This window comes from Sphingopyxis sp. BSNA05, assembly GCF_013265645.1.
GTDB lineage: Bacteria > Pseudomonadota > Alphaproteobacteria > Sphingomonadales > Sphingomonadaceae > Parasphingorhabdus.
Genome location: NZ_PYIA01000106.1, coordinates 1 through 16,067, shown reverse-complemented (window position 1 = coordinate 16,067; position 16,067 = coordinate 1). Strand labels below are relative to the sequence as shown.

The following is a 16,067-nucleotide window of genomic DNA, read 5'->3' as shown; positions in this document are numbered from 1 at the left end:
TTTTCGGACGCGACATTGGCGCGGATGATCCAGCCATTCTCGTGGCGATGAACGTCGATTGCGCCAAGTTGATCGGCCCGCTCTATCAGTCGCTCGGATATGGCAAAGCCGGTGACAAAATCTTCGAGATTCGACGGTGTCGCCATCATCACCGCATAGCCGATACCGTTGAATTCAATCGAAACCGGTGCTTCGATCGCGACCTGTCGTATTTCTTCGGTCGCCGGAGCAGCGCCCGGGCGAATGATTCTGGCGGTATAGCGGTCCATCTATGCGCCAGTCGCAGCCGGTTCCGCCTTATCGGCCACGATGGCAACGGCAAGAGCAGCGACATCCGAAAGGTCGCTCCCTGCCTCGTCAGCCACAGCGGCAATGATCCGGCGTTTCATGCGCGGGTCCCAGTAGAGCAGGATATGCCCGGCCACAGCCTCGGCAGCGGCGTCGCGGTCCAGTGTACCGAAATTGCGCGCGATCTGGTTGACCATATGGACGAGATGATCGAGCGTGTTCATTCCGCCGGTTCAACTATCTCGATGCGCCGCGCCTGATCCGAAAGCTGTTCGTAATCGGACTGCCAGTCGGTCGGACCGTTGGAAGCAGCGACCTGCACGGCAGTGACTTTATATTCCGGGCAGTTGGTTGCCCAATCGCTATATTCGGTGGTCACGACATTGGCCTGGGTCGCGGGATGGTGGAAGGTCGTATAGACGACGCCCGGCGCGACCCGTTCGGTCACCGCCAGGCGCAAGGTTGTCTCGCCCGAACGGCTCGACAATCTGGTCCAGTCGCCATCCTCCAACCCGCGGTTTTCCGCATCCGTCGGGTGCATTTCCAGCAGGTCTTCCGGATGCCAGGCGGTATTCTCAGTGCGCCGCGTTTGCGCTCCGACATTATAGTGGGACAATATCCGCCCGGTCGTCAGCAACAGCGGGAAGCGCGGGCCGGTTTTCTCGTCGGTCGGCACATAATCGGTGACGACAAACTGCCCCTTGCCACGAACGAAACCATCGACATGCATGATCGGCGAGCCATCGGGCGCGGCTTCGTTGACCGGCCATTGCAGCGAGCCTTCTTTCTTCAACCGGTCAAAATTCACAGCGGCGAACGTCGGCGTCAGGCGGGCGATCTCGTCCATGATCTCGGACGGGTGGGTGTAGTGCCAGTCCAGCCCCATGGCATTGGCCAAAGCCTGGGTAACTTCCCAGTCCTCCATGCCGTTGACCGGCGCCATCACCTTGTTGACCAGCTGGATGCGGCGCTCGGCATTGGTGAAGGTGCCGTTTTTCTCGAGGAAGGTCGATCCGGGCAGGAAGATATGCGCGTAATGCGCGGTTTCGTTGAGGAACAGGTCGTGGACGATCACGCATTCCATCGCGGCGAGCCCTGCCGAGACATGTTTGGTATTCGGGTCGGATTGCAGAATATCCTCGCCCTGGACATAGAGCGCCTTGAATTCGCCATCGACGGCGGCATCGAGCATATTGGGAATGCGCAGACCGGGTTGTGAGTCGATCGGGACGCCCCAGTCGGCCTCGAACAAGGCGCGGGTATCGGCATCGGAAACATGGCGATAGCCCGACAATTCATGCGGGAAACTGCCCATATCGCAGGCGCCCTGAACATTATTCTGGCCGCGCAATGGGTTTACGCCGACGCCGGGCCGTCCGATATTGCCGGTCGCCATCGCCAGATTGGCAATCGCCATCACGGTGGAACTGCCCTGGCTGTGCTCGGTCACGCCGAGCCCGTAATAGATCGCGCCATTGCCTCCGGTGGCGAACAATCTAGCCGCAGCGCGAAGCTCTTCGGACGGCACGCGGGCGACCGCTTCCAGTCTTTCCGGCGCGTGGCGCTCATCGGAAACGAAAGCGGCCCATTCGGCATATTCGTCCCAGTCGCAACGCTCGCGAATGAAGTCTTCGTCAGCCAGGCCTCGGTGACAATGACGTGGGCCATGGCGGTGAGGACCGCGACATTGGTGCCGGGCTGGAGCGGCAGATGATGCGACGCCTCGATATGCGGGGATTTGACCAGCGCGATTTGCCGCGGATCGATCACGATGAGCTTTGCGGCAGGCTTGCCGTCGATGCCGCGCAGACGTTTCTTCATCCGACTGGCGAAGACCGGGTGCGCGTCGGTCGGATTGGCACCGATCACCAAGATGACGTCGCTTTCCTCAACGCTGTCGAAATCCTGCGTGCCGGCGCTGGTGCCGAATGTGGTTTTCAAACCGTAGCCGGTTGGCGAGTGACAGACGCGGGCGCAGGTATCGACATTATTATTGCCGAAACCGGCGCGGATCAGCTTCTGCACCAGAAATGTCTCTTCGTTGGTGCAACGCGACGAGGTAATACCGCCAACGCTGAGACGACCATATTTTCCTGAATGCGTTTGATCTCGCTCGCCGCATAGCCGAGCGCTTCATCCCAGCTGACTTCCCGCCACGGCTGGTCGATGCTCTCGCGGATCATCGGCTTGGTGATCCGGTCCTGATGATTGGCATAGCCCCAGGCGAAGCGGCCCTTGACGCAGCTATGGCCGCGATTGGCCTTGCCGTCTTTCCACGGTACCATGCGGACCAATTGTTCGCCGCGCATTTCGGCGCGGAAGGTGCAGCCAACGCCGCAATAGGCGCAGGTGGTGATTTCGGTGCGGTCGGGCTTGCCGATTTCGGTGACCGCCTTTTCCTGCAGCGTCGCCGTCGGGCAGGCCTCGACACAGGCGCCGCAGGATACGCATTCGCTCGACAGGAAATCATCGGTCGGCAGGCCAGCGGAAATTTTCGACGCGAAGCCCCGCCCGTCCATGGTCAGCGCGAATGTCCCCTGCACTTCATCGCAGGCCCGCACGCAGCGCGAGCAGGCAATGCATTTGGACGGATCGAAATCGAAATAGGGATTGGATGTGTCCTTGGCCTCGCCGAGATGGTTGGCGCCTTCATAGCCATAGCGGACATCGCGCAGCCCGACATTGGCCGCCTGATCCTGGAGCTCGCAATCATTGTTGGCGCTGCAGGTCAGGCAGTCGAGCGGGTGATCGGAGATATAAAGCTCCATCACGCCCTTGCGCAATTTCTGCAGATGCGGCGTCTGGGTTTTTACGACCATGCCGTCTTCGGCCGGCGTGGTGCAGCTTGCCGGCGTGCCCCTGCGGCCTTCGATCTCGATCAGGCAGAGCCGGCAGGAGCCGAAGCTTTTGACATTGTCGGTGGCGCAGAGCTTGGGAATATTATTGGCGATTTCCGCCGCCGCGCGCATCACGCTGGTGCCGGCCGGAACGCTGACTTCGCGGCCGTCGATGGATAGCGTCACGATGTCGCTGGCCTTGGAGGCCGGTGTGCCAAAATCCTTTTGCGGCTGATAGGTCATGATATGTCCTTTACCATATCGGCGCTCGCTCCGAAATCCTCGGGCCAATGCCGGATCGCGCTCATCACCGGATAAGGCGTAAAACCGCCGAGTGCGCACAGCGATCCGAATTTCATCGTCTCGCACAGGTCGGCAATGAGCGACAGTTCCTCGTCCGTGCTGCGGCCCTGTTTCGGGGCATTGTGCATTTGCGGCAGGCTCTCGACAGAGTCCGCAGTTGCGCGCCCGCCCGCCTTGATACGGTCCAGCACTTCCATCCCGCGCACCGAACCCAGCCGGCAGGGCGTACATTTGCCGCAGCTTTCGGCTGCGCAAAATTCCATCGCGAAGCGAGCTTGCGCCAGCATGTCGGCGCTCTCGTCAAACACGACAATACCGCCGTGGCCAATGAGGCCGTCGGCTGCGGTGAAGGATTCATAGTCGAACGGAAGGTGGAAATCGCTGGCCGGGTGGAATGCACCGAGCGGACCGCCGACCTGCACCGCCTTGACCGGCTCACCGCTTTCGGTGCCGCCTCCAATATCGTTGACAAGCTCGCCGAGCGTGATCCCGAAGGCAGTCTCGAACAGGCCGCCATGTTTCAGATTGCCGGCCAGCTGGATCGGCATGGTACCCCGCGAACGGCCCATGCCATAATCGGCATAGGCCTTAGCCCCATTGGCAAGGATATAAGGCACAGCAGCGAGGGTCAGAACATTGTTCACCACCGTGGGTTTACCAAACAATCCTTCCAGAGCCGGCAGTGGCGGCTTCGCCCTCACCTCGCCGCGTTTGCCCTCAAGACTTTCGAGCAGGGATGTTTCCTCGCCGCAAACATAAGCACCGGCACCAACCCGGACCTCGATGTCAAAGGGCGCAACGATATGCGCGCTGGCCAGAATCGCGGCGTTCAACTTGGCAATCGCGCGGGGATATTCACTGCGGACGTAGATATAGCCCTTGTCCGCACCGACAGCGAGACCGGCAATCGCCATGCCCTCGATCAGGCAATAGGGGTCGCCCTCCATCAGCATCCGGTCAGCAAAGGTGCCGCTGTCGCCTTCATCGGCATTGCAGACGATATATTTTTGAGGTCCGTCTGCGCTGGCGACTGTCTTCCACTTGATGCCTGCCGGAAAGCCCGCACCGCCGCGCCCGCGCAGACCGGAATCGGTAACCGTTTCGATCACGGCATCGGCACCGGCTGCGCGCGCCTTTTCCAGACCGAGCCAGCCGCCCGTCGCCCGATATTCATCCAGATCGAGCGGCTGCGTGATACCCGCCCGCGCGAAGGTCAGGCGCTGTTGTCTGGCAATGAACGGATGGTCCGCGATTTTGCCGATATTCAGACCGGATGATCCGTCCAATATCGCCGCAACGTCGTCCACCGTCGCCGGTCCATAGCCAATGCCATTGATCTCAATAAGCGGCTCCAGCCAGGACATGCCCCAGCTGGAAACGCGGATGATGTCGGCATCGGGCGCGACCTTGGCAATCGCCTCGGCGACCTGATCCGCACCGCAAGCAAGAGCAAGGGCGTCATCGGATATGGCGATCCGCAACGTCACAGGGCTTCAATCAATTGTGTGAGCTTCCCGACATCGAGTCTGGCGTGCACATCTGCGCCGATCATCGCATTGGGGCCGACGCTGCACAGGCCGAGGCAGTAGACCGTCTCGATTTCGCACCTGTCTTTCGCCACTACCGAGATTTCCGCCGCCAGACTGTCGCAGCCGCGCGCCTGGCAGGCTTCGGCGCGGCACAGTTTCAGCACCGGCAGTTTCGCAGGTTCCGACTTGAAATCGTGGTAAAAACTGACGACACCATGAACTTCTGCCCGGCTCAGATTGAGCGCACTGGCCAGAAAGCGTTTCGTCTCTTCATCGATACAGCCAAATTCGGTCTGGATATCGTGCAGCACCGGCAGCAGCGGTCCTTCGCGCCCGGCATGGGTCGCGACGATTTCACCCAGACGTGCAGTCTTGTCCATCACAGCCGGTCGGCATGCCAGCGCAGATGGTTTGCCATATAGGTGGAGATGAAATAATAGCTGTGGTCGTAACCTTCGCGCAAGTTCAGGCTGAGCTTTATGCCCGCCTTGTCGCAGGCTTCCGCCAATAGTTGCGGCTTCAGCTGCTCCTCGAGGAAATTGTCGGCGGTTCCCTGATCGACCAAAATGTCGGCAACCCGCGCGCCATCCTCGATCAGTGCGCAGGCGTCATATTCGCGCCATGCTGCCTGATCGCTGCAGATATAGCCGCCCAGCGCTTTTTCACCCCAGGGGCAGTTTAGCGGCGAAACAATCGGCGAGAAAGCGGACACGCTTTTGTAACGATCCGGATTGCGCAGCGCGATGGTCAACGCGCCATGACCGCCCATGCTGTGCCCGAATATGGCCTGGCGCTCCATGTCGACCGGAAATTCCTTGGCGATCAAGGCAGGCAATTCCGTCTCGATATAGCTGCGCATACGGAAATGCTTGGCCCATGGCTCTTCGGTGGCGTCGACGTAGAAACCGGCGCCCTGCCCCATGTCATAGGCTTCGTCGTCGGCCACGCCTTCACCGCGGGGCGAGGTATCCGGCGCGACGATGATCAGGCCCAGTTCGCTGGCTGCCCGGCGATATTCGCCTTTCTCCATGACATTGGCATGGGTGCAGGTCAGACCGGACAGATACCAGACGACCGGCAGCTTCGCGCCCTTTTCATGATCGGGAACATAGACCGCGAAGGTCATATCCGTGCCCGTTTCGGCGGACGCGTGGGAATAGACGCCCTGCGTTCCATCGAAACTTCTGTTGGTGGAGACGGTTTCCATCAAAAGACCACCACGCTGCGGATGCTTTCGCCGGCGTGCATCAGGTCGAAGCCCTTGTTGATCTCTTCGAGCGACAGCGTGTGGGTGATCATCGGATCGATTTCGATCTTGCCGTTCACATACCAGTCGACGATTTTCGGAACGTCGGTCCGGCCCCGCGCGCCGCCAAAGGCCGTGCCTTTCCAGACCCGTCCGGTGACCAGCTGGAACGGCCGGGTGGAGATTTCCTTGCCGGCTTCGGCGACGCCGATGATGATGCTTTCACCCCAGCCGCGATGACAGGCTTCGAGCGCCTGACGCATGACATCGGTATTGCCGGTGCAGTCGAACGTATAGTCCGCGCCGCCGTCGGTCAGCGCCACCAGATGCTCGACGATGTCGCCCTTGATCTTGGTCGGGTTGACGAAATGGGTCATGCCGAATTTCTTGCCCCATTCCTCGCGGTCGTCGTTGATGTCGACGCCGATAATCTTGTCCGCGCCGACCATCCGCGCGCCCTGAAGCACATTGAGGCCGATGCCGCCGAGACCGAAGACGATGACATTGGAGCCCGGCTCCACCTTGGCCGTATTGGTCACCGCGCCGACACCGGTGGTGACACCGCAACCGATATAGCAGCTGGTGTTGAACGGCGCGTCGGTCCGGATTTTCGCAACCGCAATTTCCGGTACGACGATGAAATTCGAGAAGGTCGAGCAGCCCATATAATGGTAGATCGCCTCGCCCTTGTAGGACATGCGGCTGGTGCCGTCGGGCATCAGCCCCTGCCCCTGGGTCGCGCGGATCGCGGTGCACAGATTGGTCTTGCCGGACAGGCAGCTTTTGCACTGACGGCATTCCGGCGTGTAGAGCGGGATCACGTGATCATCCGGCGCTACAGACGTAACGCCCGGCCCCACTTCGCGCACAATGCCGGCGCCTTCATGGCCCAATACGCTGGGGAACTTGCCTTCGCTGTCGAGACCATCGAGCGTGTAGGCATCGGTGTGACAGATGCCGGTCGCCATGATCTCGACCAGCACTTCGCCCGCTTTCGGGCCCTCCAGATCAAGCTCGACGATCTCGAGTGGTTTTTGGCTTCAAATGCAACGGCTGCGCGGGTCTTCATATTGCTGATGTCCTTCTCTTGACCTGTCGATCATATTTGTATGTTCTGCATATGGTATTCGCGAGATAAACAGCTTGTTTAAAAGCAGCCAGCAAAACATGGCTAGCCGCTTCTGGATTTGCTGGAATCCCAGAGAGCCTGTAATATCGGCATTAGATGGGGCCGTAAACGCTCGGGAATCGATAGCAGCAATCGCGTCTCGTGATTGTCCACCACGGCCTGCGCCTCCTTCAGTATCTTTTTACCTCTCGCGGTCAGCAGCAGCCCTTGAGAACGCCCGTCCACCGGCTCCTTTGATAGCAGGGAGAGTTCCAGCAGCCTGGAAACCAGCGGCACCATATTGGCGCGCTGTATATCCAGCATTTTGCCGGCATCGCTTTGCGTCATCCGCGGATTGGCCTGCACCAGTATCAGCAGCGAGAAATCGCTGTGTCGCAGTCCCAACTTCGCGAGTCCCCGGTTCAAATCTGCAAGGGAAGCGGCAGCAGCGCGGCTCAAAACATATCCGGGCAAGGATGAAAGTGGATCCAACATTCTACCCCTATAAGAAATGCTATTGGCAATAGCAATATGAAACGCTATGGATCATAGCAATTAACTGAAAATAGGGATTCGATATGGCCGACCGCAAAGAAGAAGATACCGTAGCTTATGAGATCAAAGACGGCATTGCCTGGGTGAAATTCAACCGTCCGGAAAAGCGCAACTGCATGAGCCCAAAACTCAACCGTCAAATGTTGCGGGTTCTCGATGAACTGGAATTCAACGATGATGTCGGTGTTCTGGTCCTGACCGGGGAAGGCAGCAGCTGGTCAGCGGGGATGGACCTGAAGGAATATTTTCGCGAAACCGAGGAGAAGGGTCTGCCCGGCATCCGGCAGAGCCAGCGCGAGGCTTATACATGGTGGAAACGCCTTCGCTGGTATCAGAAAACCACGATAGCCATGGTCAACGGCTGGTGCTTCGGCGGCGGCTACGGGCCATTACATGCATGCGACCTCGCTTTTTGTGCAGATGAAGCGCAATTCGGCCTGTCAGAAATCAACTGGGGCATATTGCCCGGCGGCGGCGCGACCAAGGTGGCCACGAACCTGATGCCGCTGCGCAAGGCCATGTATCATGCCTTGCTCGGCGAGAATCTGAGCGGACAGGAAGCAGCGGAAGCCGGTCTGGTCAACGAATCCGTGCCGCTAGACCAGCTGGAAGCGCGGGTTACCGAAGTCGCGAACAAATTGCTCAAGAAGAATCTCGCGACACTGAAAGCGTCCAAGGATGCGGTCAAGCGAGTCATGGAAATGACCTTCGACAATGCCGAAGATTATCTGATCCGCGCGCAGGAGGCACTGAATTTCCATGACAAGACCCACGGCCGGCAAGAAGGCATGAAACAGTTTCTCGACGACAAGAGCTACAAGCCGGGCCTCGGGGAATATGACAAATCAAAGGCCGGAACCGGCCAGAATTAAACGAAGCGTCGGTTTTTCGCCCTCCGGACCTTTCGCCTGGCCATTGACAATAGGCTGCAGCTGTTCAAACAGCACCGCTTTCGTATTGATGGCCAACGCAACCCGGAATGACAGATAGACCATGCAGACACATCGACAGATATTGACATTATCCTGCCCGGACCAGCCAGGACTGGTTGCCAGCGTGGCCAAGATACTTGCGGATAACGGGGGCAATATCGTCGACTCGCAGCAGTTCAACGATGCTGAAACCGGCCATTTTTTATGCGCGTGGTCTTTGATTTGCCGGCCAGTGCCAATGCCGACGCGATCGCGGAAGCGCTAAAGGATTTCGCCGCGGCCCATCAGGTCGCGTGGAAGCTGCGCCGCAGCGACGAGCGGCCAAAGGTGATGATCATGGTCTCCAAATTCGACCATTGTCTCGGCGACCTGCTCTACCGCCACCGCATCGGAGAATTGCCGATGGAAGTGGTCGGCATCATCAGCAACCATCCGCGAGATGTTCTCAAGATATCGATCAACGGCGACATTCCCTTTCATCATCTGCCGATCACAAAAGAGACGAAGCCGCAACAGGAAGCGCAGGTCAAACAACTGGTGACCGATAGCGGCGCGGATCTCGTGGTGCTGGCGCGCTATATGCAGATATTGTCAGACGATCTCGCCGCTTTTCTGTCCGGCCGTTGCATCAACATCCATCACAGTTTCCTGCCCGGATTCAAGGGTGCCAGACCCTATCACCAAGCTCATGCGCGCGGCGTCAAGATGATCGGCGCTACCGCCCATTATGTGACCCCCGATCTCGACGAAGGGCCAATCATCCATCAGGATGTCGAGGCGATAAGCCATGCCGATACGCCGGAAGCGCTGGTCAGCAAGGGACGCGATATCGAACGCCGGGTTCTGGCGCAGGCGGTCCATTACCATCTCGCAGACCGGGTGCTGCTGAACGGACAGAAAACGATTGTTTTCAAGAATTGATCGTGCCGGCAGAGGGTGCTGGACCCTCCGGCAGGCTTAAGCAAATTCCTCGGTATCGATGGTTTTCTGAATCATCTCGCCATAGCGCGGGCCAGCGACACTCTGCTGATTGATCAGGGCATCAAGCCGGGCCTGCGTATCCGCAGAAAGCTCCCAGTCCCATCGCGCGAGATTTTCTTCCAGATGCGCAATCGAGGCGGTTCCGGGGATGGCCACCACATGTTCGCCCTGCGACAAAACCCAGGACAGAGATAGCTGCGCGGGCGTAACGCCCTCTTCTTCTGCGATCGCATTGAACGCGTTGACCAGTTCCAGATTGTTTGGCCAGTTGTCTTCGTTGAAACGCGGCATATTGCGGCGCAAATCCTTCTCGGCCAGCGTATTCACGTCGCGTACGCCATTGGCCAAAACACCGCGCGCAACCGGAGAAAAAGCGACAAGCGTTGTGCCCAGATCTCTGCAAGCGCCCAGCACCGCAATTTCCGGATTGCGGGTCCACAGCGAATATTCTGTCTGGACGGCAGCAATGGGATGCTCAACCGCTGCTTTTCTAAGCGTCTTAGCCGACATTTCGGACAAGCCGATGCTGCCGATTTTGCCTTCCTCGATCAACTCCGCCATCGCGCCAACCGATTCCTCGATCGGCACATTGAAGTCCCGGCGGTGCATATAATAGAGATCGATATGGTCGGTTTGTAGTCGGGTCAAAGATTCCTCGACACATTTGCGGATCGCCGCCGGACTGCAATCAACGCCGCGTTTGTCGCCATCTATCACGAGCCCCATTTTGGTCGCGAGAAAAAACTCTTTCCGGCGGCTTTTCAGGGCATTGCCGATCAGTGTCTCGTTGTGACCGAGGCCATAAATATTCGCCGTATCAAGATGGTCATAGCCCAAGTCAAGCGCGCGATGTAGCAGCTTCGAGGCATCCTCCTCGGACGGCGGCACACCATAAGCCCAGGATAGAGACATGCAGCCCAGCCCTACCGGATTGACGCTGCGGCCGTTAATCGTGCGTTTTGATATGCTCATAAGGGCAGTCCTACATAATTTTCTGCAATGCTTGTCTGTGCTGCCACACTGCCAGCGATATAATCAAGCTCCGCCATTTGCATTTGCCGTTCAAACGAGCCGTCTTCCGGGAAACGATGCATCAGCTTGGTCAGCGACCAGCTGAAACGTTCAGATTTCCAGACCCGCGCCAAGGCTTTGGCCGAATATTCCGCGATCCCGTCATTATCACTCTGTTTGAAATAGCCGACCAGCGCTTTGGACAGATAAGCGACATCGGACGCGGCAAGGTTCAATCCCTTGGCACCGGTAGGCGGAACAATATGCGCGGCGTCCCCGGCGAGAAACAGGCGGCCATGACGCATCGGCTCGAACACATAGGACCGCAACGGCGCGATACTTTTCTCGATCGCCGGACCGCGCGTGATATTGGCTGCCGCTTCCGGGCCGAGACGAATGCAAAGTTCATCCCACAGCCGTTCATCAGGCCAGTCCTCGACTTTTTCGGTCAGCGGAACGTCAATATAATAGCGGCTGCGCGTCTTCGAGCGCATCGATGCCAGCGCAAAACCGCGCTCGTGATTGGCATAGATCAGCTCTTCGTGACAGGGCGGCACATCGGCCAATATGCCCAGCCAGCCGAACGGATAGACGCGCTCATATTCCTTCGCGACGGCTGCGGGAATCGCCTTTCTGGACGGGCCGTGATAGCCGTCGCAACCGGCAATAAACTGCGCCTCTATCCGAATTTGTGTTCCGTCTTTTTCATAAGTGACAGAGGGATTGTCGCTCTCGATATCGTGCAGCGCCACATCAGTCGCTTCGTAAATGATCTCGAGACCGCGCCCGGCGCCGCATCCATCAGATCCCGCGTGACTTCCGTCTGGCCATAGACGGTCACATATTTTCCGGTAAGGCCCAGTGTATCGATCCGGATAAGCCGTTCGCCGTCGGCCAGCGCAAAACCGGCTTCCTTCAAGCCTTCGGCATTCAACCGCTCGTTGATGCCCAGCCGGTCCATCAGATCCGTGGTCGTCCGTTCCAACACGCCCGCCCTGATCCGACCCAAAACATATTCCGGCGACTGGCGCTCGACGATGACGCAGTCGATACCTTCCGCGCGCAATAAATGCCCCAAGAGCAATCCGGCCGGCCCGGCACCGACTATGGCAACCTGGGTTTTCATCCGAGCTGCTGTTCCAGATCATGCAGCACCTGATAGCAGGGCAACACCTGCGCAACCGAACTGTTCGGTTCCCGGCCTTCGCGGATGGCGGCGATAAATTCGCGGTCCTGCAATTCGATGCCGTTCATCGACACATCGACATTGGACACGTCGATCGCCTCTTCCTTGCCGTTCACCAGATCGTCGTAACGCGCGATATAGGTGTCGGTGTCGCCGATATAACGGAAGAAGGTCCCGAGCGGCCCGTCATTGTTGAAGCTGAGCGACAAGGTACAGATCGCGCCGCTTTCGGCCTTCAGCTGGATCGACATGTCCATCGCGATGCCCAGTTCCGGATGGATTGGTCCCTGAATGGCATTTGCCTGCGCAATCGGTCCTGCCTGATAGGCAAACAGATCAACCGTATGGGCGGCGTGATGCCAGAGCAGATGATCGGTCCAGCTGCGCGGCTGGCCCTTGGCATTCATATTCTGGCGGCGGAAGAAATAGGTCTGCACATCCATCTGCTGGATATTGAATTCGCCCGCCTTGATCCGGTTGTGCACATATTGATGCGAAGGATTGAAACGACGCGTGTGCCCGACCATGCAGACAAGGCCGGTTTCTTTCTGCTTGTTCAGCACCGCTTCGGCATCGGCCAGGCTATCGGCCAACGGGATTTCGACCTCGACATGCTTGCCGGCGTTCATCGCCTTGATCGCCTGATCGGCATGCATCTGCGTCGGCGTACAGAGGATGACCGCATCGACATCGTCGCGTTCCAGCATGGCTTCATAATTGGTGGTGGCAAAACCCACGCCATATTTGTCGGCCATTTCCTGCGTCGGTTCCTGACGGCGGCCGACCAGAGCGGTCACTTCCACGCCGTCGATATTTTTCAACCCGTCGAGATGTTTCTCACCAAAAGCGCCGCCACCGGCCAGTGCGATTTTCATATTTTCTTCTCCGTCGAAATTAATTGTCGGGTTCGAGCACGATATGCCCGATCGCCGTGTTGCTGCAGGGGATATGATAATGGCGGTGCAGGCATCTGGTTTTCCTGCCGAGCGCACCGCGCATCACCAGCCACATCACCATCTCGATCCCTTCGCTGCCGGTCTCGCGCAGATATTCGATATGCGGAATATAGCGCGCGGCATCGCTGTCGCCGACCATCATGTCGAGAAACTGATTGTCCCATTCGCGGTTGAGCAAGCCAGCCCGCGGCCCCTGCAACTGATGGCTCATGCCGCCGGTGCCCCAGATCTGGACATTCAGATCGTCGGGGAAACTTTCGACCGCTTTCCTAATCGCCTCGCCCAAGGCCCAGCAGCGATTGCCCGAGGGTGGCGGATAGGTCACGACATTGACCGCAATGGGAATGACTTTCGTCGGCCATTTCTTCGGCTGGCCGAACATCATCGACAGTGGCACGGTGAGCCCGTGATCGACATCCAGATCGTTGATGATCGTCATGTCGAATTCGTCCAGAATCAGGCTTTGCGCGATGTGCCAGGCAAGGTCCGGGTGGCCCTCGACATCCGGAACGGGACGCGGCCCCCAGCCTTCGTCGCAGATGCCGAAACTGTCGCCGCAGCCAATCGCGAACGTCGGGATCAGGTTCATGTCGAAAGCCGACGCATGGTCATTGTAGACAAGAATGACCACATCCGGCTGTTCCTGCTTCTCCCATTCTTTCGTCCATTCATAGCCCTTGAAAATCGGCCCGAAATAATCGTCTAGTGTCTTGCCCTGGTCGACGGCGACGCCGAGCAACGGCACGTGGCTGGTCGCCACACCTGCTGAAATATGCGCCATATCAGTTGCCTTCCCTGATCGAGCGATTGCCCTCGGCCGGTCGGCCACCCGCCATCATCATCGCCTGATAATCCTCGACACTCATCCCCGTCATCGAAGAGACAGCCTGTACAAAAGACAGGCCGTCGGTCGAGAAGACCTTGGCGAGATAGTAGATATTGCCGCCAAGCTCGAGCAGGCGGTTATAGTCGCGATCGAGCACCGCCTGGCGTTGCGCGTCGGACAATGGCCAGTCGGCGAGATAGGCTTTTTCGTCCGCCTTCCAGCGTTCTCGATTCTCGGCTTTCATCAGGCTCATGGCAAACTGGTTCAGATGATAGCCCTGACGCGCGCGCGACGCCGTATAGACGCGCGTACCGGGGATATCGTCCAGATCGCTGAGATATTCTTGGATATTCTGTTCGGTCATGCGGCGGCCTCGGCCTTTCTGGTTCGATCGATCATCTGGCGGGCGCGGACGCCGCCTTCGTCGATATTATAGGCTTGCAATTTGCGATCCGGATTGGCCGCTATCGAGCGCTGTTGCGCTTCCAGGATTTCGACATCCTCTGCGAAGACGCCGCTCTGCTGCTGACGGAAACGGGCACCAAAACCGGGATCATCGGTGCGAAAATCCCGCGCCATGCCCCAGAAATAATGGCTGTGCGTTTCGTCCCGCGGTGTCATCACATCGACGACAAAACCGCGCACGCCCTGGTCATGTTTTTCAAGGCTGGCACCAGCTTCCACCGGCGCGACGCCAACATCGATAATCACCGCCGACGGCGCGATAAATTCGCAAATCTGCCAGCGGTCGACACGGCCTTCCTTGCCAAGCGCGCCCTTCCAGAATGGTGGCGGGTCGATATCGGGAATCCAGCGCTCGACGAACACCCTATCATCGGTGACCCGCGTTTCGAGCGGTGCTTCCATCAACTCCTGCTGGCCGATAGAGCCCTGATGGACATAGGTTTCGTGCGTCAGGTCCATCAGATTGTCGATCAACAGCCGATAGTCGCAGGCAATGGAATAATAGCCGCCTTCAAAGGCCCATCCATCTGCCGAGCAGGGCCACAGATCCGGGATCAGCTCGGGGTCGGCGGGCGCATCGCCCATCCAAATCCAGACGAAACGATGCCGTTCGTGCACCGCGAAGGTTTCCGTGCAAATGCGTTTGTTCACCGGATCGGATTTCAGCGGCATTTCCTCGGCAACGCCATCCGGATCGATTTTCAGCCCGTGATATTTGCAGCGGATGGAATCGCCTTCCTTGATGCCCATGGACAGCGGCAGCATCCGGTGCGGACAGGCGTCGCGCATGGCGACAACCGCTCCGTCCAGCTTGCGCCACAACACGACCGGAACGCCCAATATCGTCCGGCCAAGCGGCTGCGGGCCGATCTCGTAGTCCCAGCCGGCTACATACCAGGCGTTTTGGATCCAGCTGCTCATAGCCCCCTCTCCTTCAACTGCGCATCCAGCCGGGGATAGACCCGCCGGGCATTGCCCTCGAAAATCGCATGCCGTTCGGCATCGCTGATATCGAGCGCGTCGACATAGCGTTTTGTGTCGTCGAAATAATGGCCGGTCTGAGGGTCGATCCCGCGTACCGCACCGACCATCTCGCTGCCGAACAGGATATTCTTGTTGTCGATCACATCGGCCAGCAAGGTGACGCCCGGCTGGTGATAGACGCAGGTGTCAAAATAGACATTGTTCATCACATGGCCGGACAGATCGGGCTGTTTGAGCATATCGGCGAGGCCGCGATAGCGCCCCCAGTGATAGGGCACCGCGCCGCCGCCATGCGGGATGATGAAGCGCAGCTCCGGGAAATCCTTGAACAGATCGCCCTGGATGAATTGCATGAAGGCAATTGTATCCGCGGCGATATAATAAGCGCCGGTGGCGTGCATGGCGGGGTTGCAGCTGCCGGACACATGGATCATCGCCGGCACATCCAGCTCGACCATTTTTCGTAGAAAGGATACCAATATTCGTCGGTCAGCGGCGGATGCTCGAACTTGCCGCCGCCCGGATCGGGATTGAGATTGCAGCCGACAAAGCCCATGTCGACGCAGCGCTCCAGTTCCTCGATACTGCCCTGCATATCCGCCTTCGGACTTTGCGGTAACATGCAGACAGGGACGAATATCTCGGGATAAAGTTCGGCGCAGCGCCTGATCAGATCATTGTTCACCTGCGCCCATTTCCGTGCGACGCTTTCATCACCGATATGCGGTGCCATCGCAGAGGCGCGCGGGGAAAAGATCGTCATATCGGCGCCGCGTTCTTTCAGCAGCCGGATCTGGTTGGTTTCCAGCGTTTCCCGAATCTGGTCGTCGGAAATATCGGGATAGGGCCCGACCGGCTCG

The 16,067-nt window shown here is 58.6% G+C and carries 13 protein-coding genes and 5 pseudogenes; 2 read left to right on the top strand and 16 right to left on the bottom strand.

Going from position 1 to position 16,067, the window contains the following annotated elements; genetic code table 11:
- The 8 genes and pseudogenes from C8024_RS13370 to C8024_RS13335 all read right to left on the bottom strand — a co-directional run.
- Positions 1-269 (bottom strand): formate dehydrogenase accessory sulfurtransferase FdhD (locus C8024_RS13370; RefSeq protein ID WP_173206035.1); only part of this gene is annotated, 269 nt, incomplete at its 3' end.
- Entirely contained in the window at positions 270-512 is a 243-nt protein-coding gene (locus C8024_RS13365; RefSeq protein ID WP_173206032.1) for a formate dehydrogenase subunit delta, read from the bottom strand.
- Positions 509-3,368: pseudogene (gene fdhF, locus C8024_RS13360) on the bottom strand (formate dehydrogenase subunit alpha). Before fdhF ends, C8024_RS13365 begins: the two are co-directional and overlap by 4 nt.
- The gene (locus C8024_RS13355; RefSeq protein ID WP_173206038.1) at positions 3,365-4,909 is read right to left on the bottom strand and encodes an NADH-ubiquinone oxidoreductase-F iron-sulfur binding region domain-containing protein; all 1,545 of its coding nucleotides are present in this window, start codon (positions 4,907-4,909) and stop codon (positions 3,365-3,367) included. Before C8024_RS13355 ends, fdhF begins: the two are co-directional and overlap by 4 nt.
- A 2-nt stretch (positions 4,910-4,911) precedes the next feature.
- On the bottom strand, positions 4,912-5,337 hold the full coding sequence (locus tag C8024_RS13350) for an NAD(P)H-dependent oxidoreductase subunit E (RefSeq protein WP_173206029.1): 426 nt from the start codon (positions 5,335-5,337) through the stop codon (positions 4,912-4,914).
- Complete coding sequence (gene fghA / locus C8024_RS13345) at positions 5,337-6,164, bottom strand: S-formylglutathione hydrolase (RefSeq protein WP_173206026.1); 828 nt, start codon at positions 6,162-6,164, stop codon at positions 5,337-5,339. Before fghA ends, C8024_RS13350 begins: the two co-directional genes overlap by 1 nt.
- Positions 6,164-7,272, bottom strand: a pseudogene (locus tag C8024_RS13340) (S-(hydroxymethyl)glutathione dehydrogenase/class III alcohol dehydrogenase). The gene fghA and the pseudogene C8024_RS13340 overlap by 1 nt, the downstream one beginning before the upstream one ends.
- Positions 7,273-7,374: 102 nt before the next feature.
- The gene (locus C8024_RS13335; RefSeq protein ID WP_217272191.1) at positions 7,375-7,677 is read right to left on the bottom strand and encodes a hypothetical protein; all 303 of its coding nucleotides are present in this window, start codon (positions 7,675-7,677) and stop codon (positions 7,375-7,377) included.
- A gap of 212 nt (positions 7,678-7,889) precedes the next feature.
- Between C8024_RS13335 and C8024_RS13330 the strand changes: the two genes are divergently transcribed.
- Entirely contained in the window at positions 7,890-8,738 is an 849-nt protein-coding gene (locus tag C8024_RS13330) for a p-hydroxycinnamoyl CoA hydratase/lyase (protein WP_173206020.1), read from the top strand.
- Here the strand turns inward: C8024_RS13330 and C8024_RS13325 are convergent.
- The gene (locus C8024_RS13325) at positions 8,712-8,861 is read right to left on the bottom strand and encodes a hypothetical protein (protein ID WP_173206018.1); all 150 of its coding nucleotides are present in this window, start codon (positions 8,859-8,861) and stop codon (positions 8,712-8,714) included. The two genes, C8024_RS13330 and C8024_RS13325, sit on opposite strands and share 27 nt — an antisense overlap.
- Between C8024_RS13325 and purU the strand changes: the two are divergent.
- Positions 8,860-9,719 (top strand): annotated as a pseudogene (gene purU, locus C8024_RS13320) (formyltetrahydrofolate deformylase). The gene C8024_RS13325 and the pseudogene purU sit on opposite strands and share 2 nt — an antisense overlap.
- Before the next feature lie 36 nt (positions 9,720-9,755).
- Here the strand turns inward: purU and C8024_RS13315 are convergent.
- The 7 genes and pseudogenes from C8024_RS13315 to C8024_RS13285 all read right to left on the bottom strand — a co-directional run bounded on the left by C8024_RS13315 (position 9,756) and on the right by C8024_RS13285 (position 15,991).
- Positions 9,756-10,751: an aldo/keto reductase gene (locus C8024_RS13315; protein WP_173206016.1), complete on the bottom strand. Its 996-nt coding sequence runs from the start codon at positions 10,749-10,751 to the stop codon at positions 9,756-9,758.
- Positions 10,748-11,916, bottom strand: a pseudogene (gene pobA / locus C8024_RS13310) (4-hydroxybenzoate 3-monooxygenase). Before pobA ends, C8024_RS13315 begins: the two are co-directional and overlap by 4 nt.
- Positions 11,913-12,851 carry a Gfo/Idh/MocA family oxidoreductase gene (locus tag C8024_RS13305; RefSeq protein WP_173206014.1) on the bottom strand — a complete coding sequence of 313 codons (939 nt, stop codon included), beginning with the start codon at positions 12,849-12,851 and terminating at the stop codon, positions 11,913-11,915. Before C8024_RS13305 ends, pobA begins: the two are co-directional and overlap by 4 nt.
- Before the next feature lie 19 nt (positions 12,852-12,870).
- Complete coding sequence (locus tag C8024_RS13300; protein ID WP_173206012.1) at positions 12,871-13,713, bottom strand: class III extradiol dioxygenase subunit beta; 843 nt, start codon at positions 13,711-13,713, stop codon at positions 12,871-12,873.
- 1 nt (position 13,714) lies between these two features.
- On the bottom strand, positions 13,715-14,122 hold the full coding sequence (gene ligA, locus C8024_RS13295; RefSeq protein WP_173206010.1) for a protocatechuate 4,5-dioxygenase subunit alpha: 408 nt from the start codon (positions 14,120-14,122) through the stop codon (positions 13,715-13,717).
- Positions 14,119-15,144: an aromatic ring-hydroxylating dioxygenase subunit alpha gene (locus C8024_RS13290; protein WP_173206007.1), complete on the bottom strand. Its 1,026-nt coding sequence runs from the start codon at positions 15,142-15,144 to the stop codon at positions 14,119-14,121. Before C8024_RS13290 ends, ligA begins: the two co-directional genes overlap by 4 nt.
- A pseudogene (locus tag C8024_RS13285) lies at positions 15,141-15,991 on the bottom strand (amidohydrolase family protein). Before C8024_RS13285 ends, C8024_RS13290 begins: the two are co-directional and overlap by 4 nt.
- Between the last annotated feature and the right edge of the window lie 76 nt (positions 15,992-16,067).